Below are 18,948 nucleotides of genomic sequence, written 5' to 3' on the forward strand. Positions count from 1 at the left end.
CGTTATGTTTAAAATGTCATGTTAAAATAGCAGGGAACGTCAGACTGTGAAAATACCATTTTTTTGTTTTCAAATGCATAAATCACCCGGTAAAATTTCATATAACCGAATTTTGGACGTGATAAAGACAAGATTTTTATGTACCGCCGAATAGTTTGCACAAAATATAAGAGCTCCCACAGGCATAAAACAAGCCAGTTTTGAGAAAAATTCGGGTCTTTCTTGTGACTATTTTGTTAATCAACTTACTACTTGCTTATCCAAAAGTGAACTTTCTTTGGTGGTAAGCCTTGCTCCGGATTATACACGTCCTGCCGGATATTTGTCACACCGAGGAAAAAAGTTGCGTATAGTAAACTTGTATGATCAACTGATTTGCCATCACCAATTCCAAAAGTTGAAGTACCAGTTCTTTTGCGCGTATTGATCAAAACAGGAATTGACATAAGTCTATGTCCCATCTGCAAAACTGGAAAATTAATCCTGATCAAAACAAGTATTTGCATCAACGGCATTTTGATCGATGTCCAGACCATACAAAACAAAGGCTCTCCATTAATAAACATCGACATTCCATGAAAATTACCCTAAATAAATATTGTTATACATTTACTTACAGAAAAATTAATGTAGATTTTTCTGTGGCGAAGCTATAAAAAAAACTAATAATTGTACTACTAAAAAAGTAAAAGCTTGACCTAAAAAAAACTCAATTGATATACTATGACACCTAAGAAGAGGTCTCGTTGAAAATGAACGAATGAAGTCTTGAATTTTATTCAAGACCAGATGCATAGAGATGCATCTGATGAGAGAACTGAGAGACCCTTCTCTCAGCTTTATAGCAGAAAGCCCGTTGTAGTTTTATTTTATCATTATCTGTAAGTGACGATTAGCTTTCTATTGTATTTTTCCTTTGGGCTTTCTTCTATACGGCTAAATGTTATGTGCCGTTTTTGTTGTCTGCATAATAAAGTTCAATCAAGTCGAATGCTAGTCGAGGAATTTCTTTTCTATCCTCTCGGGTCTGATTTGGAATCGCCTGAAGAGCCTCTTTAAGGTCGATATATAAAGGGTGTTTGATGCAGGAAATTAAGTGTCCGCCTTTTTGTAACTCTGCTTCGATTTCAGTTTTCAATTTTGCGGAATCGTATTTAAGTTTACTTATAATTTCGAGGCCTACATTGATAAGTTCGTTGTTCTGAAGTTGTTTGTATTGTCCGTCAATAAAGGAAAGGCCGAACGAAACGAAATCGTTAAGTATTTGTTCTGTCACTTTTGTTGTTGTGGCAACATGTCCATTGTGAAAATAATAAGCTTCTTCAATTGGAATTAAACTCTTGTCTCTTTTTAGGGCAATTAAGTCCACATGGGGATTAATAAGTCCGCCGTTATAATTCCCAGAATTTAAATAGGCATGATTAAGACGAGAAGCTACTGAGCAGGAAAAGTTCTTGTCTTTCAGTCCAAATGATATTTGCAATGTCTCAAGGACAATATGATTTTTATAAGTTCTTTGTCGGCAGAAAACATATTGTCCATTTTTATATGAGTGGAATGAGAAGTCTGGCGAAAATTTGTCGACTTGATTTAATAAAATAGTCTTGATTTCTCCCTTTCTTAATTCAGGGGAATTGTCGACCATTGTCGTCTGCTTTTTTATTTTGTCAAACCAACTCAAATATCTGTTTTTTAAAATGGCACATAACGGCAAGTACATGCGGCGTGGCGGCGTTTAGCCGACATGATCGTCATGTACATTGTTATGTGGTGTATTTTATTTTTAAAATTGCTTTTAGCCAAAATCTTCGCATTTTATCTCGATTGGATAACAACCTATTTCTTTAAACCTTGGCAATATTAAGTTCAGATAGTATGAAAAATCGGTGTTCCGTTCATATTTCTCTAGTTTATGAGCACCACCTGGACTAATCCATATTTCATACTTTTTGTCATCGTTGAATGTGTTCTCAAGACATTTTATAGATAATATTAACTCTTCACCTATTTTTTCTACCGAAAATGAAATGGTATTCACCTTTTTCAAATTCGATCTTCTGTTAAAAAGTGATTCTAGTTCATCAAATCGAATGGTCTTTGGAAGAATGTCATTATCCGTATCATCGTTATAAAATGTATTTATTGATGTTGAACGAGAACTAATCCAAAATCCCACAAGTAACTTCTCAGTTAGCTCAAATGATGTTTCAATGTTCGAATATACTTTGATTGTAATAGTTCTTGATACTCCCATTTCTTCTTTTATACCACATAACGTCAAGGCTATGCGACGGACGACCGATAGGGAGTCTGTCGTCATAGCCAATGTTGTAGGGCGTTTTCTTTTCATTTAATATTATTCGTGTACCTGCTAATTGCTATTAACTCAGCAATTCCTTGCTCTGTTTGAGCCAAATTCACAAGCTCTTTCTGAAATTTATCAATTGCATTAGGTTCAACAATTAGTTCCAATTTCAATTTATCCTTTTCTTCTTCTCTGTATTCTGTGGTAACATTTTCTTCAATTGAAATATGAACCCCTACAATTCCAGTAGAGCCTATTTGATAAAACTTCATTTCAAAATATGCATAGCTATCTTTCTCCCCACACCTATGAATTAGACTTTCCAAACTGTTTGGGTAACCCTTTAAACTAATAGCAAATGGTAGTAGCGAGTCCTTGGTTTCATAAACTTCAGTTCGACCAGAGTACCTACCATTATCAACAGAAATTTGAAGTTCAAACATATCATCATCTTTCCAGATTACTTCCAATTTCAAAAATCTATTGTCCATTTGAATTATCTTTTATGTAAAGGTTATTTTCATAATCACCCCTATCAGACTTATAAGATTTTCCGACTTGACTAAAGCCAAATTTTTGAAGGATATGATTCATTTTTGCATTCTCTTTTCTTACGGTGGCATATTGTTTTGAATTGTATGTTGCTAAAGCACTTGTTATTTTTTGTCCAATTCCTTTCTCTTCATTCAAGCAAACAATCCAGCCAAGTTCAAATTCATAGTCATCCATATTAACAGTAGATTCAGATTTTGCCAAAACCCTGTTCTTATAAGATTCATTGGGGATCTTAAGGGCTCCAATGGCTTCAATTTTTTTTGTATCTGGATAAAATAATAAGACTGGGTTTTTAGAAATTAAACCGTCAAAAGTTTCAGAGCTCACTTCGCCAGCTTCAATGACAATTTTCTTAAAAGCTGCAATTTCATCCTTTGAAAACTCTGTGGCATTGCCAATTTTATATTCCTTTTCTTCCATTTTTACTTATTTCTAATGCCCTACAACGGTTTGCAGCTACCCGAAGGTGGCGATTTCGAAGCACTTCACTGTCAACCAAGCACAAACTTTGATAGAAGCACAAAGCTTGATTTAACCACTGAACCGCCACTTTTGGGTAGGTGCTGTTAGGCACTGGCATTTTTATATTTCTCTTGTACTGCATTATTTTCAATTGTAGTTTTTAAAAAGTCCATCAAAGCAATAATGTCATTAAAAAAGTTTTCATAAGTTTCGTAGTCTATAAGCTGTTGTTCACCGTGGGCAATATGGTTTCTTTGAGTTACCAAGTCATTTATTAAGTCTTTTTTACTGTCAATATGTGGGTCATCTAGGTCAAGTATGAATAAAATTTCTTTCAACACTTCATACTTTAAATTTGATTTGGTATTTATAATATTCTTTTTAGGAATATTTGACTGCTTATCAATTTCGTTAAATACAAAGTCAATTATTTTAGTCCTGTTTTCTATACTACTATTGTTCAAATCACCAAGCTTATTTTGTAATGAAAGGGCTATAAATGTGCTTTTTAACTCATTATGTTTCAAATGCTTTTTTGAAACAAATTCTAAATAGTAAGACATCGTTAGTTTTACGAATCCTTCCCAATGAGCATATAATAATGGTAAAGAAGAACGTAGCATTGCACATTGTAAAGAATTTCGTTCTAAAGGTATTTTACTTTTTAATAGGGTTAACTCCTTTCTTCTCCAAGAAAATTCGTCATAAAGCTTTTTTGATAAGCCATCATATGTAAATAAATTTTTTGCCATTTATTTGGAGAAAAATTCCTTTGCAAATGGAACCACTTTCGGAATTCTCGTTCTGGCATTAGAGCCCGAACCTGTATACTTTCTAAATTCTTCTCGTGTATGTAGTTGTTTGATTTTTTCCTTTAAAAAATCATTGTAATTTGGCAAATCATAACTACTATAATTTGTAGCAATACCAACAGAAATGGCTTCAAAGGCTGATTCCAAGAATTTCCCTTTGAAAGCACTACCATCGTATCTTTTAAATACATTTTCACCTTCCAGTAAATTTAACAGTTCAAAAGTTTGATTGAACTGTTCTTCATACTTGTCAAACGGAAAACTTTGGTCTGCTAAAATAATCTCTATTATATCATCAAAATAGTCGCTTAATTCCTTTTTATTCGAATATTCGAAATGAGTTAATGCAATGTGTCTTAAAACAAGTTCCATTGGATATTGCTCATCTGCTAATCTGTCGGATAAAGAAATAGTTTCTAAAAAGTTTGAGTTCGAGGCTAATTTTTTAAACCATAGAAAAGTTGGTTTATTGACCATTATCATCACACTATTTCTCACTTCTTGGTCAGAAGCGTATGTCCCACCTGTATTTAATCTCTGGAAGATATCAAATTTCGAATTTTTGCCTGAATCACTAAGAATAATTGAAAAATTCAACTTGGCTCTCTTAATAAAGAGTTTAAGCGAAGTAGGCAATTCTATTTCATCAGCTGATTTAGCTTCCCAAACTACACTTTCTAGACTTGGAAGGTATTTTGTTGCTTGAAGTTTTAATCGTCCCTTCTGGGGTATGTCTTCCAACTTGGGAAGTTCGCTCATAAATTGAATAAGTGTTGAAATCCGTTGAAGACCGTCTACAACTTCCCAAATTCCGTCTTCGCGTTGAAATACAAATATTGAAGGAATTGGTATCCCTAAAAGAATTGATTCTATTAAGCGAGACTTTTGAATATCAGTCCATCTAAAGTAACGCTGAAAGTCTGGGTTTATCATAATCTCACCTTTCTCATAAAGATTGATAAGTTCCCCTATTGACATAGGATAACTTTCAGATTTGAACTCTGTTCTTTTTTCAGCTATTTCTTTTTGTAAATTGGTTTCTATTTCCATTTTAAATTTAATCAATAATTATGTTGTCGTTGTCTTATGCTTGTGCCTAACGATCTTGGCTTTGTGCAGGTGGGGCTCTTGATGCACAATTCCCAAAAATAGTACTTTGCTCTTAGAATTCCAAATGCTCAATTTAGCACTGCTCCCCCGCTTGCACAAAGACTATGTTGGTGGCAGGCATACTTGTCTTCCTATTTAGGGCCAGCAAATGAAAGAGTTATAAGTCAACATCTGCAATGCATAATTAAAATGCTTTTAAACACAAATAGTCGAATTCAAATTCGTCTGTCAAATATATTGTCCCTGGTTCAGAGTAACTTGAATTAAAAAATGTAATTCTTTTTCCGTATTTGTCGTCCAATAATTTAATGTTGTCCATTTCGTACAGTGGAATTCCAGAACTTTCAGAGTCTAATTTTACAGCCCAAATTAAATTTCGTTTGTTGTCAAGTTTTACGAGTATCGGTGGAATAGTGTCTGTCGACAATTTGCGATTATTTGTATTGGAGATCCCAAATTGCCCACCCGGAATTGTTAAATATTCATCAATTATAATCTTGTTAATCTCAATGTTAATTTTTTGTCCGTAAACAGGCCCAGTGTCCATACCACATTCCCCCATACTGTCCCAGGTATAAATCGCATACCAGAAGTACAGAAAAATTGTCATTAAAATAATTAGTCCACCAGTCAATATTTTCTTTTGTGTCGTCATATTATGCTTGCCACCAACGTTTAGCACTGGCGACGGACGTAGCGATAGCAAGTCTGTACGTCCAGTGCATTGTTATCAATTGGTAATTCTTTTAAACGGATGTATTATTTCATCAAAGTCTGAAGTGTCCCACCATTTCTTATTTTCCATATCTTCTGAAAATCTGCAAAAATCAATTGTATTTTCATAAATAATTGAGTATTCTAGTTTTTTATTTAATCTATTAATTTCTGTAATAAGATCTTCTTTTCTTGTCTTTCTCCAATGTTTTGGGAAGTCTATAACAAAATTTGTGACAAATTCTTTCTTATCAGGTTTAATATGTTTGTTGTAGGGTAGCACTTTCTCTACATCAATAGCTGCACCTGATGAAAAGTATGAATTAGATAACGTAGCACCTATCCACTTTTGAGCTGATTCAGCCCTTGCTCCACAAATTAAAGATTTCCCCAAAAATATACCTTTCTCTTTATCAAAATGTGTAACTTCAGCATTAAGTGATCCACGAAGTGGCATGCCTAATTCAATAGATCGACACAATACTTCTTCCATTAAATTTATTAATTGCACTTGAGTAGGTGCTTTATCTGCATCTACCCAAAACAAAATCGTATCACTGAAATATCCATAATTAATCGGGATACTCATCATAATACTCATTTGCATTCCCCCTGCGTTGACTAAACAACAACCTGCTTCTTTTTCCATTTTGCTTACTAAACTGATAAATTCTTCGTATTTGATGATAATTTCTTCAATCCCAATTTCGTTATATAATGCTTCAAAGCCCAAAATATCAAAAAAGGCTAAATATTTTTTATGATCTGGTCTTATCATTATTGATTCAAAATTATTTCCTTTTCTAATACAACAGGTAACTCAAGTGGTAATTTATCTAAAGCACTAGCAATTGCCATTTTCTTCTTTCTGATATTTTCATATTGTTGTTTTATATTATCAGGTGGTTCTTGACCGCAGCAACTTCTAAAATATGGCAACTCTAAAGTATTAAAATCTGAATTGAGCTCCTTTCTCTTTGCCAATATTTCATTTTGGATATATATTATTTCTTCAGCAAGTCGGACAGAATAATTATAAACAGATGCTATAGCTATCTCAAATTGTTTTGATTCCTTTATTTCCCTTAATTCTACTGCTAACTCTCCAAGTAGACTATAAAATTTATAAAGCCGATTTGTAATATTTGATGATAGGAATATTTGATATTCAGATATTTTGGCTTGCTGTTCTGTAAACTTATTTTGAAACTCTTTCATAGCGTCATCAATACATGATACATCAGAGCAATGTCCTGAAAGACTAATGTGAAGTTTTTGAATATCAAATAAAATATTTACTAATGCGGAATGAACAATTATATGATGTTTCTTTCTGTTCAACTCAATTGAATAATCAACATCTAACTCCTTATTTTTTTGAAGTTTTTTTAATTCAAATTCTTGTTCTATTTCACGATTTTTTCTAGCATTTCTGTTTGTCATCCACAAAATAAATATGGGTAGTATGACACTTGGGCCAATAATTTTTAATGCATCTATTGCGGCAATAATTATTTCTTGATTCATACAATATATTTTATTTACTTATTGATAACGTTTTGCAGCTACCCGAAGGGCGGGATTTTTACCACTGAACTTCATTCGGAGAACTGAACTTTCGGCTTCCACAAAACTGTCTGCGAAGCGCGAAAACCCGCCTTTTGGGTAGGTGCTGTTGTGCGTTCGTTCTTCTCTTCCTATGTAGCGATTTAGTTTGAAATTACTCATCATTTTCTTTAGTTGGGTGTAACATTTCAAACATTTTTATTAAAGCACTCACAACAACTTTAAAAAACTCAAGGTCGGAAATATCATTTGGTGAATCAAGTCGTTCTTTGCAGGACGAATATCTTTTATCAAAACTTGTGTCAGATAAATGTCCATGTAGTTGCCGTAAATCATTAACCACAAAAAGTGGTGTAACAATCTTGTCAGCGTTTTCAATTTTTTGAAAATGCTGAATGAAAAGCGAAAACAGTTTTAAACTTCTAAAGGGTTTGCCGTCTTTTTCAAGGTCTGATGTTGTCAGCCCGTTAGCCAGTAACAGGTTTCTAATTTCTGTTTGTTCAAGATTTTCAACTATCAGTTTGTCAAGTTTAAGATATGCCTCAAAGATTTGATTTCTGTCATCAAGTATTGGGTGTTTGTAGTAAGCAATCACCGCATCAATGTCAAGTTTGGAAAGATTAATTTTAAAGTCATTCTTTATTTTATGCTCAAACTCACTTTTGATATTGAACAGTCTATACTCATTATCTGATTTTTGAAATGCATCCTTAATTGAAAATGGATTTTGGCTGAAATAAAATTTAGAAACTATGTCGTGGTCAGATGGAACATTTGATGCTTGAAATCTTTTAAGGTGTGGTTTCATTTCGTCTTCTTCAAAATCTTCTGAAAGGTCGCCAAGCCACTTAAATATTTTTCCATTCCTATTTATACCAAATCCCCAATTAAACATTCTCTCTCCTTTGTGATATATGTTACCCGAAGAAAAAGAGTAAAGCTTTACAGAATAGTCAGGATGGTTGTTGTAATAAAGCAAAATGTCTTTGTCAAAGAAAACCGGTGTTAAATAACCATCATCGTGTTCACGATAAATTCCGGGTATCAAATAATAGTCCCGAGAGTCATAGTCAAAACCCAAATGGTCGTAGTAAGTAAATTTTCTTTGAGGGTCAAGTTTGGAAAAAATGTATTTCAAATCCATGTCAAAGAATTCTCCGTCATTAATGGTCGGCATAATTTCATCTTTGAATTTCATGCATTGCTCTTGTGGAACTTGACAGTCATGTTGTCCACAAGATTTGCACATAAAAACTGGAAGTTTTACCCCAAAACCTTTGTTGCCTTCTTCAAAACGAACTCCGATATACTCAAGGTATCTGAATTCGTCACAGTTCGGACATTGTAATGGATGTTTCATTTTTTGACTATCAGTTTATGTTCTAAATTTTCATGTTTGCAATGTCGCCATAGAATGACGCACAACATCTTTATCTACGCCATAAAATATATACGCCATATGGCGTATATATTTTATGGCGTAGATATCTTCTATGTGACCAGGGTTTCCTTTCATTTTTAAGGGCGGTTTGAGCTTTGGCAAGCAAATATAAGGAGGATTTTGTCCCATTTTGCCGGGTGGATTCAGGATTATTTTCTCAGACTTCTTTCCTTCGAGTGAGCCGGCCGGAGAGCTGCGCAGCAGGTCAGCCGCAGCCGGCTGACGGAGCGAAGAGCGAACCACGCAGGACGGCGACCCCAAGGACTTCGTACGCAGGGGGCACTCCCGGCTAAATATGCCTTTTCTATCGAAATCTTTGCCACGAGGCCGACGAACAGACTAAGCTCATAGACAGTGTCGGATGCCTTTCGCAGTGTCATACTCGTTGATCTCAGGGCTGATGAAAGGTATCCCCAGGTTCATCCCCCGCATGATCAACAACAATCCCAATACCAGCAAAACATACGGCACACTCCGCTGAAATATCCGCCCCACACTCGCAGGCAATCTCCTGCCTAAAAACATCAGTGTCCACATCAGTGGCACCGTACCGACCCCAAAGCCCATCATCACCGCTGCCGAAGAGAAGTACCTGCCCGTTGACAAAGCCGTCACCAGAGCCACATAAACCAGCCCACAGGGCAAAAATCCATTGGCGATGCCAAGACTCAGGTACTTGCCCGGGCTTTCTTTGCCGCTCAGGAGGCCTGAGATCTTCCGGCTGACGCCTTCGTACAAGCCCTCCAGCAGCACGATATGTCGCACTTGCCTGAACTGCATCACAGCAATACCCAGTATAATCAATCCCGACCCGATCGACAGCCACCTTTGGAGGTTGTATAGTGCAAAACTGAAGCCGATGATTCCCATACCGAGGCCGATCGCAGTGTAGCTCATTACTCTGCCTGCATTGTATAGCAAAATCTTGATCACCGCAAAACGCATCCCTCGGCCTTGTACGACAGGTAGTGACAAAGCCAGAGGCCCACACATCCCAACGCAATGTAAACTCCCCAGGATCCCTATGCCAAATCCGGCCAGAAACGCCTTCCAGAGTATCGCTAGTTCCAAATTTGTATTTCTTGTTCTTTGTAATATTTCTCTCCTGCTGCGGTCCAGGACAGTCTCATTTTGTAAGAGCCATTCTTCAACGCGTTTAGAGGAATGAGACACAAACCCGCAGCATCTGGTTGGAGAGCGATCTTGTGATCCGCTGCTCCGTCATTGAGGTGTAGAAGTTCAAGCTCCCCTCCTCTGAAATCTTGCAATTGTGCTGTAGGTATGTAGATCGCAATATGATCCGGAGCCACTTTTAGCAAGCTGTCTTGAGGTAGCTGTTCGTAGCGCCGGGATGCGTCGATGAGCTGCTGATACTGGATTTCCTTCTCATAGTAATTGGCGTCCATCATTTCGTTCGTCTGTCGCATAGCTACATACACCATCCCAGCCATGATGGCGAGAAACAAGATGATCACCAAGGCGATCGTCGTACCCCAATTCCACTTCATTGTCTTTCTTTTTTCATGTACTCCGGCTCACAGCCGAATCAATTGAATGGTCCCAAAAACTTGGTTTTGACCGTTTGTAGCTTTTCTTCTCCTGAGTACACTTCTATCTTGATCGGCGTACTGTGCAGCTTGACCTGATCCTTGGGGATCTCGAGGAAGAATGTGACGTCGGTGATGGCTTCTTTTTTGAGCACAATGCCATCTACACCAACGTACTTGAAGTTGCCGTCAAATCCCTGTACTTTCAGGCTTACAGGCATTTCTTTCTTTGTCTTGTTGATGATTTTTGCTTCAAAGAGGTTGCTGATTTTTTGATCTTGGGTCTCTTGATAAAGTTGACCTTTCACTCTGGAGATATAGGTATCTACTGACTTGCGCGTGGCCACAAAAGCACTCATGACAACGATCAGGAGCATAAGTAGTCCGGTATAAGCTTTCATCCTGGTGTTGAAATGAAACTTCACACCGGTCTTCAACTCGTTCTCAGAGGCATAGCGGATCAGGCCTCTGTCTAAGTGAACCGCATCCATGACCTCATTGCAGGCATCGATACAAGCCGCACAACCAACACACTCCATCTGCAGACCGTTGCGGATATCGATACCCGTAGGACAGACCTGGACGCACTTCAGACAGTTGATACAATCACCCTCTGTACGCTCCACATTCTTGCGAAACTTAGCTCGCGGTTCACCGCGCTTGTAGTCATAGGCGATCTGCATCGTATCCTTGTCAAACATCACTCCCTGAAGTCTGCCATAAGGACAAATTGTCGTGCAGACGATATCTCTCACAAAGGCGAACACACCATAGAACAGTAATGAAAAAAACAAAATACCGGAAAACAATCCGATATGATCTCCCAGTGGTTCTGAATAGAATTTCCCGATTTCGTCCACTCCCACGATATAAGCCAGAAAGACGTGTGTGATCAGGACGGCGATCAGAAAGTACAGCAGATGCTTGACCGTTTTTTTCCAGATTTTCTCACCGGTCCAAGGACCATCGTTGAGCTTGCGTTGTTGAGAAGGAGATCCTTCTATCAGCCATTCGATAGGTCTGTAGATGAACTCCATGAACACCGTCTGGGGGCAGACCCACCCGCAGAAAAGTCGTCCATAAATCACTGTAAACAATACGATAAAAATGATCATGGTGATCATTCCCAGGGCAAATATGAAAAAATCCTGGGGCCAGAATATCTTGCTGAACAGGATAAATTTGCCTTGGACCAGATTGATCAACATCAGCGGATTACCGTTGACCTTGATGAATGGCACCAGTATAAAAAATGCCAAGTACAGAACCGCAAATACGATTCTGTACTTGTACCATTTGCCTGAGGGTTTTAATGCGTAAACCCAGTTTCTTTTTCCGGATGCATTGACCGTACTGATCCGGTCCCGGAATGAATCTTCGTGATGACTATCGCTCTCTTTCAAGAATTTTATTTTTTAGCAGTACTGTCTGCTGCTACAGGTGCAGCAGCTTCAGGAGCAGCTTCCTCTTTATACACCTCTCCCTGCGGCTCTTTGGCATTCGGCGGATTCGAACCCTTGATGGATTTGATAAAGCTGGTCACCTGGGACATTTCATTGGCTGACATCTGATCTTTCCATGAGATCATCCCTTTTTCAGGCCATCCGTATTTGATTGATTTGAATATATCTTTTATTGAACCTCCATGAATCCAATGGTCGTCTGTCAAATTTGGGCCTACACCTCCAGGCATCGATCCTCCATGAGCCTGGTGACATGCTGCGCACTTTTCCGCAAAGGTTTTTTTACCCATTTCTATATCGGCTGCAGACATCATAACAACAGTGTTTTCGTCGATTTGGTTTTTCTGTCCTGAGAGTCTTGACTGATCCATTTTTGTTGCCAGAGCCATTTCATTTTCATACTCTTCGATCATGAGCGGAGCAGCATGTACATAGTGGTATCGGTACATATAGACCATTGCAAAAATGATCGACGCTATAAAGGTCGTCGTAAACCAAGGAGGCGTGATATTGTCCAACTCTTTAATGCCATCATAATTATGTCCAAGGTCGATCTTGGCCTCATCTGACATAGGTCTGAATGCATTGATCTTTTCCCACAAACCCGCTTGTTCGACATAGTCTTCTCTCACGTAGTGAGGCATCAACAATCGGTTTACCTGCATGGCAAAAAATACGATCAGAATAATCTCTATGAATATAATGATGAGCAATATCCAGGACTGTGTATTGATTGCAGAAAAGAATGAAGGCTGTTCCACCACAGCAGTTTGAGCTTGCGCAATTTGAGAAGCCAGTATCAGGGCTAACAAAGCACTCAGTTTTTTATGCTCGCCGGTGATTTTGCTTTGAATGTCTTTTTTAGAAAGATTGACAAATACTTTGCTGACATAAATTAAAGGCAAAAACAATAAACACGCAATGACAAACAACACAAATGTCATATCCAGTGAAGGTGCTTTCGCCGGCTCAGCCGCTGCTGTCTGTGCTTGGACAAGCAAGGGCATCATCGCAGGTAGAAGCAGAACTATCTTTTTTATAAAATTGAAGGATTTCATTTTTTTAATATTTGATGAATTTCGAAATATTTAGTTTTTGTTTTCCGGTTGATCATCCAAAGGGATTCTTTCCATATGTTCTATTTCATTATTGCTGATCCTGAATATCATGTAGATGACATATGAAAAAACAAGAATAAAAAGCAACAAGGAGATAATCGGATATATACTGACTCCGGTGATCTTTTCCAGATAAGTACCAAATTTCATTTTCTCTTAATTTAAATTATTTGTCTGAAAGTTTGATATCCTTACCCAATCTCTGCAAATAAGCGATCAAGGCTACGATTTCCTTGCCTTTTTCGATTTCGATCTTATTTTCTTTGAGACTATTTGCAATGCTGGCAGCTTGCTTGTCTATGTCATCGTTTGCTATGCTTTCGTATCCTTCAGGATAAGGGACGCCGAGCTTTCTCATCGCATGGATCTTAGACATAGTCGTTCCTTTGTCCAGGTCTGTAGTAAACAAGAAAGGATAAGATGGCATGATCGAACCCGGTGCCATAGAGCTCGGTTCCAACATATGGTTGAAATGCCATGCGTCATTGTATTTTCCACCTATACGTGCAAGGTCCGGTCCTGTGCGCTTGCTACCCCACTGGAACGGGTGGTCATAAACGAATTCGCCTGCTTTGGAATAGTCTCCGTATCGTTTCACTTCATAGCGGAATGGTCGGATCATCTGTGAGTGGCAGTTGTAACAACCTTCGCGAATATAAATATCGCGTCCTTGAAGTTCAAGTGGCGTATAAGGTTTTACAGATGTAATGGTCGGAATATTTTCTTTGATCAAAAAAGTCGGGATCAATTCTACCAATCCTCCAATAGCTACCAAAACCAAACTGGTTACCAACATCAACAATGGTTTGCGCTCGATAAATGAGTGCCAGAAGCTGTTTGGGCCAGGATTATAATTCTTTGCCAATGCCGGTGCTTCTGCGGTTTCGGTTTCCACAAATTTGCCGGATTTAGCAGTTTTAATCAAATTGTAAACCATGATGAGCACTCCCACCAGGAAGATCGTACCCCCTATAGCTCTGATGATATAAAATGGAACCACAGTCTGGACGATATCTATAAACTGATATTGCAACTGACCTTCTGGAGTGAATGCCTTCATCATGAAGTAGGATCTGAACGCGCTCCAATACATCGGAATCGCATACAAAATGATACCCAATGTGCCTATCCAGAAGTGTGTAGAAGCTAGTTTTTGGGAATATAATTTAGTATTGAATAGTCTCGGGAACAACCAATACAACATACCGAAAGTCATGAATCCGTTCCATCCCAAAGCGCCGATATGTACGTGTGCCACTGTCCAGTCGCTGTAATGGGAGATGGCATTGACATTCTTCAATGACAACATCGGACCTTCGAAGGTACTCATACCGTAACATGTCACCGCTACCACAAAAAACTTGAGTACCGGATCTTCTCTTACCTTATCCCATGCTCCCCGAAGTGTGAACAAACCGTTGAGCATACCTCCCCAGCTCGGAAGGATCAACATGATCGAAAACACCGTACCCAGGGACTGCGCCCAGTCAGGTAGTGCTGTGTAAAGCAAGTGATGTGGTCCGGCCCAGATATAAATGAATATCAAACTCCAAAAGTGTACTATACTCAAGCGGTACGAATAAACCGGTCTGTCTGCCGCTTTTGGCAGGAAGTAGTACATTAGTCCCAGATAGGGTGTGGTGAGGAAGAAAGCTACCGCATTGTGGCCGTACCACCACTGAACGAGGGCATCTTGCACTCCGGCATACCAGCTATAACTTTTGAACAAATTGACAGGAATTTCAAAAGAGTTCACGATGTGCAGCATTGCTACTGTCACCCACGAAGCGATAAAGAACCAGATGGCTACATAAAGGTGTCTTTCCCTCCTGGTGAGGATGGTCCCAAACATATTGATACCAAATACCACCCAGATTAAAGTGATGAGGATATCTATCGGCCATTCCAACTCGGCGTATTCCTTACCTGTGGTAATACCGCTCAACAATGTGACCGCCGCCAGAACGATAATCAGCTGCCAGCCCCAAAAGTGAATCTTGCCCAGAGTATTGCTCCACATTTCTGTTTTGAGCAATCTCGGCAGGGAATAATATACCGCTGTAAAAATACCGTTGCCCACAAAGGCAAAGATCACAGCGTTGGTATGTACAGGACGGAGTCTGCCAAAAGCCAGATGAGGCAAATACTCGCTGAAATTGAGCACCGGAAAAGCCAGCTGAAAGGCGGCTATGACGCCCAATAACATCCCTACAACTCCCCAGGTGATGGTTGCTATCGCAAACAGCTTGGGAAGCTTGTTGTCGTAAATAAATCTTTCATTATTCATGCTTCATTATTTTTATTGGTTGTTTTATTTTCAAATAATATGCGTTGTGCCGGGCTTTTCTCATCGTCGTACTGTCCGTCTTTGACACTCCACAAAAAAGCAGCCAGGAATCCTCCCGAAATCAACATACTGATGATCAATAGTAGAATCACAACATTCATACTGTAATGCTTTGCGTGGATAGAATAGGATTGACATTTTGATCTTCACGGAGTCCGTACTTGCGGGACAACCACTCAGTAAGGCCATAGGTGAGAAATATAATGGTGATGGAGCTGCAAGGCATGAGAATTGCTGCAATGACCGGGGAAAGTATCCCTTGCACCGCAAAGAAAAGACCGATCAGGTTGTATGCCACACTGATCCAAAACGTTGCAAAGATTATCTTTTTGCCTGATTTTGCGAATTGGATGTAAGAAGCTAATTTAGAAAGTCTGGAAGCTTCTATTATTCCGTCGGATGAAGGTGTAAATACATTGTTGTCTTCTACTACAGCAATGCCGACTTCGCTCTGCCTGAGCGCTCCGGCATCATTCAGACCATCACCGATCATCATCACTTTGAGATGGTGTTCATTTTGCAAGGCAGTTACATAGTCAAGCTTTTGTTGGGGACTTTGTTGGAAGAGCACTTCACAGTCCGGCCCCATCAGGCGGGTGATATTTTGTTTTTCAAAATCATTATCCCCCGAAAGCAGGGACAAGGAAAAATTGGATTTCAATCCTTTAAACAGGTTTTGCATACCAAAACGGTATTTATTCCTCAATACGAATTCGCCTGTGATCAGGCCGTCCTTGTACAGTACCACCTTACTGCCTGACTGATCAGTCTGATACTCGCCTCCAATAAATGTGGGAGAACCCATTTTATAATGTGTCTCATCAATCCAGGCTTCCATGCCCAGTCCTTCGTGTTCGACAAAATGTTCGATGTTGCGACAGTCTTTGACATTGATAAATTCAGATATACTTTTATTGACAGGATGAGTGGACTGTTTGATCATCGAAGCAATATTTTGTAAGTCCTTTTCCGCCATTTTGGGACCAAAGTACATCACTTGTGCGGATCCTGACTGTGTCAATGTTCCCGTTTTGTCGAAAACGATGTGGTTGATATTTGCTATTCGATCGATGATCTCTGCAGATCTTAGGTAAAATCTGTTTTGGCCAAAGATGCGTAGGATATTGCCATTGGTGTAATTTTGGGAAAGGAGCAAAGCACAGGGGCAGGCCACAATAAGTACCGTGGTGATGGCATTCCACATATATGCCGTATTACCCTTCATACCCCAATAAGTTCCTGCTGCGATACCGATCAGAAGAACTGCATAAGTAAAATAAGCCCCTACAAGGTCGTAAGTCGTCCGGTTGAGGGAGGATTTGTCATTAAAAGCGGATTGGTTCCAGAGATTAGTCAAATAGCTTTGAGACACTTCTTTAAGGACAACGAGTTCCAGCATACCTCCTGTCTGTCTGCCACCGGCATAAACGATCTCACCGATGCTGACAGGTGAGGGCTGACTCTCCCCTACTACAAAGCTGTAATCTATACTCGCCTTGCCTTTTGAAACCATAGCATCTACGGGAATAATTTCATTGGAATGGATTCGGATCAGGTCATGCTCTTTGAGTTTGGACACTTCTGTGGGTACTGCTTGACCCTCAGATAGCTTGACTACGGCGATTGGGAAAAATGATTTGTAATCCCGGTCAAAAGAAATCGCGCTATGTGTCCTCGACTGGAGCCATCTCCCGATGAGCATAAAAAACACAATACCGCTCATGCTGTCCAAATATCCGCCTCCGGTCCCTGACAGGATCTCAAACAAACTCCTGATGAAGGTTATACTCAGAGCCAGAGCCACCGGAAAGTCAATATTCAAATAGCCGTTTTTAAGGCCTTTCCATGCCGCAGTAAAGAACTCCGTAGCGGCATAAAACAATACGGGAAAGGACAAAGCAATACTCAGAAATTTCAAAACGAAATGCAACTTCGTATCGATGGTGTTTTGGATGGCCAGATAGTCCGCAAAACTGAAGATCATGATGTTGGCAAAGCAAAATCCAGCAATTCCAATTTTGTAGATACGCGACTTGTCAGTATATGCTGTGCCTGATTTCTGGATGTCGTTCAAACTGAGATGTGGTTCATAACCGATGCTATCCAGAGTTTCTGCCACTTTGCGCAGGCTGGTCTTACTGAGATTGTAACTGATGAAAACTTCTTTCCTCTCAAAATTGACCCGGGAGGCGATCACGCCTTCGTTGAGCCGGTTGAGTTGTTCGAGAATATACAAGCAGCTGGAGCAATGAATCTGGGGTAAGTAAAGAATCAACTGCGCTTGTTTTCCGTCGCTGAAATGCACCAGTTTGCGAGCGATCTCTTCGTCATCCAAAAAAGCGTATTTATCTTGTCTGACTTCATTGCGCTGGCTCAGACCCGGACAGGAATTGAGTTGATAATACTCACCAAGGTCATTTTTTTGAAGGATCTGAAATACCGTTCGGCAGCCATTGCAACAAAATGACTTGCCTTCCAAAACGTAGGTTTGTCCTGAAGTTTCGCTTCCACAATGAAAACACCCTACTGCTTGCCTAACGGATTCCATACCCAAAGCACGAATTTACCTAATCTTAACTATGTGGATGATCAAGTTTTTCAGAATTTGTTTTGTCAGAAGAGCAAAGTCCTCCTCCTTTACAGCTACCACAACATGATTTTGCTTTCTCCCCCAACTGCATCATCTCCTGCAAGATCTCCTGGTTTAACTTTGGATTTCGGTCCCCTTCCGGGCCGGATTGATTCAACTCCTTCATAATCTGCTGTTTATATCATTTTAGCAACTCTGATCATCAGTTGATTTACCAAAATGAGGCACAAATATAATATAGTAAAACACCCTTTTATCCCTTTTTTGATTTAAAAAATTATTCATTTTTCAAAAAATATTTACCTGAGTCCAGCTTACCCTTAAAATCTCCTATAGTATTGCTTTCAATCATGTGGATCAGATTTGTTTTGATTTCGCGATATTCAAAATGCACCGGACAAGGTTTTGCCTCATTGCACGTCTTCAAACCAAGCACACAGTCCAGATAGATAGCTTCTCCATCTATGGCCTTGACGATATCCGCCAATGTGACATTGAGATCACTCTTATCCATAAAAAAACCCCCGTTTGGTCCTTTGACAGAATGAACCAGTTTGCGGCGACTGAGATCCTGCATGATCTTGGCAATAAAATGCTCCGGAGCGTCAGTTCCTCTTGCTATTTCTTTGATACCAATACGAAGGTCACCGCTTGATTTTTGCGCTACAAAAATCATGGCCTTAATCGCGTATTCACATGTTTTAGAGAACAACTTGTTGTGTTTGTTTAGGCAAATCTATAAATAAATGATCTAAATTCAGGAGTTTATTATCTTCTATTTTGATTTTATGCATGAAATCCGGCAAAATCATGCATTCTTACACTTTTTTCCTGTCTGTTTTGACTTGCTCCTCCATTGAAAAATCCTTTCAACGACCAACCCTCGAGTAGCATTACAAGTCGTCTGCTTCGACACAG

22 protein-coding genes are annotated in these 18,948 nt (G+C 39.1%); all 22 read right to left on the reverse strand.

Annotated elements, in window-relative coordinates; genetic code table 11:
• Positions 1-248: 248 nt before the first annotated feature.
• A complete protein-coding gene (locus tag IPI99_04010) occupies positions 249-506 on the reverse strand; it encodes a hypothetical protein (protein MBK7339677.1) in 258 nt (85 codons plus the stop codon).
• A gap of 437 nt (positions 507-943) precedes the next feature.
• Positions 944-1,645 (reverse strand): hypothetical protein, encoded by a 702-nt coding sequence (locus IPI99_04015; protein ID MBK7339678.1) that lies wholly within the window; start codon positions 1,643-1,645, stop codon positions 944-946.
• 150 nt (positions 1,646-1,795) lie between these two features.
• On the reverse strand, positions 1,796-2,350 hold the full coding sequence (locus IPI99_04020; GenBank protein MBK7339679.1) for a hypothetical protein: 555 nt from the start codon (positions 2,348-2,350) through the stop codon (positions 1,796-1,798).
• Positions 2,347-2,796: a hypothetical protein gene (locus IPI99_04025; GenBank protein MBK7339680.1), complete on the reverse strand. Its 450-nt coding sequence runs from the start codon at positions 2,794-2,796 to the stop codon at positions 2,347-2,349. Before IPI99_04025 ends, IPI99_04020 begins: the two co-directional genes overlap by 4 nt.
• Positions 2,786-3,280 carry a hypothetical protein gene (locus IPI99_04030; GenBank protein ID MBK7339681.1) on the reverse strand — a complete coding sequence of 165 codons (495 nt, stop codon included), beginning with the start codon at positions 3,278-3,280 and terminating at the stop codon, positions 2,786-2,788. Before IPI99_04030 ends, IPI99_04025 begins: the two co-directional genes overlap by 11 nt.
• A 146-nt stretch (positions 3,281-3,426) precedes the next feature.
• Positions 3,427-4,074, reverse strand: coding sequence for a hypothetical protein (locus tag IPI99_04035; protein MBK7339682.1), 648 nt, complete (start codon positions 4,072-4,074; stop codon positions 3,427-3,429).
• Positions 4,075-5,184 carry a DUF262 domain-containing protein gene (locus tag IPI99_04040; GenBank protein MBK7339683.1) on the reverse strand — a complete coding sequence of 370 codons (1,110 nt, stop codon included), beginning with the start codon at positions 5,182-5,184 and terminating at the stop codon, positions 4,075-4,077.
• 244 nt (positions 5,185-5,428) lie between these two features.
• Positions 5,429-5,899: a hypothetical protein gene (locus IPI99_04045; protein MBK7339684.1), complete on the reverse strand. Its 471-nt coding sequence runs from the start codon at positions 5,897-5,899 to the stop codon at positions 5,429-5,431.
• Positions 5,900-5,974: 75 nt separating this feature from the next.
• Positions 5,975-6,736, reverse strand: a complete 762-nt coding sequence (locus IPI99_04050; GenBank protein MBK7339685.1) for a hypothetical protein — start codon at positions 6,734-6,736, stop codon at positions 5,975-5,977.
• Positions 6,736-7,485, reverse strand: coding sequence for a hypothetical protein (locus tag IPI99_04055; GenBank protein MBK7339686.1), 750 nt, complete (start codon positions 7,483-7,485; stop codon positions 6,736-6,738). Before IPI99_04055 ends, IPI99_04050 begins: the two co-directional genes overlap by 1 nt.
• 193 nt (positions 7,486-7,678) lie before the next feature.
• Entirely contained in the window at positions 7,679-8,884 is a 1,206-nt protein-coding gene (locus tag IPI99_04060) for a hypothetical protein (GenBank protein ID MBK7339687.1), read from the reverse strand.
• 30 nt (positions 8,885-8,914) lie between these two features.
• Complete coding sequence (locus IPI99_04065) at positions 8,915-9,208, reverse strand: hypothetical protein (GenBank protein ID MBK7339688.1); 294 nt, start codon at positions 9,206-9,208, stop codon at positions 8,915-8,917.
• A 102-nt stretch (positions 9,209-9,310) separates the two neighbouring features.
• Complete coding sequence (locus IPI99_04070) at positions 9,311-10,036, reverse strand: sulfite exporter TauE/SafE family protein (GenBank protein MBK7339689.1); 726 nt, start codon at positions 10,034-10,036, stop codon at positions 9,311-9,313.
• The gene (locus IPI99_04075) at positions 10,027-10,473 is read right to left on the reverse strand and encodes a FixH family protein (protein ID MBK7339690.1); all 447 of its coding nucleotides are present in this window, start codon (positions 10,471-10,473) and stop codon (positions 10,027-10,029) included. The genes IPI99_04070 and IPI99_04075 overlap by 10 nt, the downstream gene beginning before the upstream one ends.
• 38 nt (positions 10,474-10,511) lie before the next feature.
• Positions 10,512-11,915 carry a cytochrome c oxidase accessory protein CcoG gene (gene ccoG / locus IPI99_04080; GenBank protein ID MBK7339691.1) on the reverse strand — a complete coding sequence of 468 codons (1,404 nt, stop codon included), beginning with the start codon at positions 11,913-11,915 and terminating at the stop codon, positions 10,512-10,514.
• A 5-nt stretch (positions 11,916-11,920) separates the two neighbouring features.
• Positions 11,921-13,033 (reverse strand): c-type cytochrome, encoded by a 1,113-nt coding sequence (locus IPI99_04085; GenBank protein ID MBK7339692.1) that lies wholly within the window; start codon positions 13,031-13,033, stop codon positions 11,921-11,923.
• A 30-nt stretch (positions 13,034-13,063) separates the two neighbouring features.
• Positions 13,064-13,243, reverse strand: a complete 180-nt coding sequence (locus IPI99_04090; protein MBK7339693.1) for a CcoQ/FixQ family Cbb3-type cytochrome c oxidase assembly chaperone — start codon at positions 13,241-13,243, stop codon at positions 13,064-13,066.
• 16 nt (positions 13,244-13,259) lie between these two features.
• Positions 13,260-15,380: a cytochrome-c oxidase, cbb3-type subunit I gene (gene ccoN, locus IPI99_04095; protein ID MBK7339694.1), complete on the reverse strand. Its 2,121-nt coding sequence runs from the start codon at positions 15,378-15,380 to the stop codon at positions 13,260-13,262.
• Positions 15,377-15,541, reverse strand: coding sequence for a cbb3-type cytochrome oxidase assembly protein CcoS (gene ccoS / locus IPI99_04100; protein ID MBK7339695.1), 165 nt, complete (start codon positions 15,539-15,541; stop codon positions 15,377-15,379). The genes ccoN and ccoS overlap by 4 nt, the downstream gene beginning before the upstream one ends.
• Positions 15,538-17,988 (reverse strand): heavy metal translocating P-type ATPase metal-binding domain-containing protein, encoded by a 2,451-nt coding sequence (locus IPI99_04105; GenBank protein ID MBK7339696.1) that lies wholly within the window; start codon positions 17,986-17,988, stop codon positions 15,538-15,540. The genes ccoS and IPI99_04105 overlap by 4 nt, the downstream gene beginning before the upstream one ends.
• A gap of 25 nt (positions 17,989-18,013) precedes the next feature.
• On the reverse strand, positions 18,014-18,196 hold the full coding sequence (locus IPI99_04110) for a hypothetical protein (protein MBK7339697.1): 183 nt from the start codon (positions 18,194-18,196) through the stop codon (positions 18,014-18,016).
• Positions 18,197-18,307: 111 nt separating this feature from the next.
• On the reverse strand, positions 18,308-18,742 hold the full coding sequence (locus IPI99_04115; GenBank protein MBK7339698.1) for an Rrf2 family transcriptional regulator: 435 nt from the start codon (positions 18,740-18,742) through the stop codon (positions 18,308-18,310).
• Between the last annotated feature and the right edge of the window lie 206 nt (positions 18,743-18,948).

The organism is Saprospiraceae bacterium (genome assembly GCA_016710235.1).
GTDB lineage: Bacteria > Bacteroidota > Bacteroidia > Chitinophagales > Saprospiraceae > Vicinibacter.

Excerpts from the sequence above, each read along its gene's own strand:
- IPI99_04035 (MBK7339682.1), bottom strand. The coding sequence starts at position 4,074 with ATGGCAAAAAATTTATTTACATATGATGGCTTATCAAAAAAGCTTTAT.
- IPI99_04105 (MBK7339696.1), bottom strand. The coding sequence starts at position 17,988 with ATGGAATCCGTTAGGCAAGCAGTAGGGTGTTTTCATTGTGGAAGCGAA.
- IPI99_04040 (MBK7339683.1), bottom strand. The coding sequence starts at position 5,184 with ATGGAAATAGAAACCAATTTACAAAAAGAAATAGCTGAAAAAAGAACA.
- IPI99_04085 (MBK7339692.1), bottom strand. The coding sequence starts at position 13,033 with ATGAAATCCTTCAATTTTATAAAAAAGATAGTTCTGCTTCTACCTGCG.
- IPI99_04020 (MBK7339679.1), bottom strand. The coding sequence starts at position 2,350 with ATGAAAAGAAAACGCCCTACAACATTGGCTATGACGACAGACTCCCTA.
- IPI99_04050 (MBK7339685.1), bottom strand. The coding sequence starts at position 6,736 with ATGATAAGACCAGATCATAAAAAATATTTAGCCTTTTTTGATATTTTG.
- IPI99_04015 (MBK7339678.1), bottom strand. The coding sequence starts at position 1,645 with ATGGTCGACAATTCCCCTGAATTAAGAAAGGGAGAAATCAAGACTATT.
- IPI99_04110 (MBK7339697.1), bottom strand. The coding sequence starts at position 18,196 with ATGAAGGAGTTGAATCAATCCGGCCCGGAAGGGGACCGAAATCCAAAG.
- IPI99_04045 (MBK7339684.1), bottom strand. The coding sequence starts at position 5,899 with ATGACGACACAAAAGAAAATATTGACTGGTGGACTAATTATTTTAATG.
- IPI99_04010 (MBK7339677.1), bottom strand. The coding sequence starts at position 506 with ATGCAAATACTTGTTTTGATCAGGATTAATTTTCCAGTTTTGCAGATG.
- IPI99_04075 (MBK7339690.1), bottom strand. The coding sequence starts at position 10,473 with ATGAAGTGGAATTGGGGTACGACGATCGCCTTGGTGATCATCTTGTTT.
- ccoN (MBK7339694.1), bottom strand. The coding sequence starts at position 15,380 with ATGAATAATGAAAGATTTATTTACGACAACAAGCTTCCCAAGCTGTTT.
- IPI99_04090 (MBK7339693.1), bottom strand. The coding sequence starts at position 13,243 with ATGAAATTTGGTACTTATCTGGAAAAGATCACCGGAGTCAGTATATAT.
- IPI99_04060 (MBK7339687.1), bottom strand. The coding sequence starts at position 8,884 with ATGAAACATCCATTACAATGTCCGAACTGTGACGAATTCAGATACCTT.
- IPI99_04025 (MBK7339680.1), bottom strand. The coding sequence starts at position 2,796 with ATGGACAATAGATTTTTGAAATTGGAAGTAATCTGGAAAGATGATGAT.
- IPI99_04055 (MBK7339686.1), bottom strand. The coding sequence starts at position 7,485 with ATGAATCAAGAAATAATTATTGCCGCAATAGATGCATTAAAAATTATT.
- IPI99_04030 (MBK7339681.1), bottom strand. The coding sequence starts at position 3,280 with ATGGAAGAAAAGGAATATAAAATTGGCAATGCCACAGAGTTTTCAAAG.
- ccoS (MBK7339695.1), bottom strand. The coding sequence starts at position 15,541 with ATGAATGTTGTGATTCTACTATTGATCATCAGTATGTTGATTTCGGGA.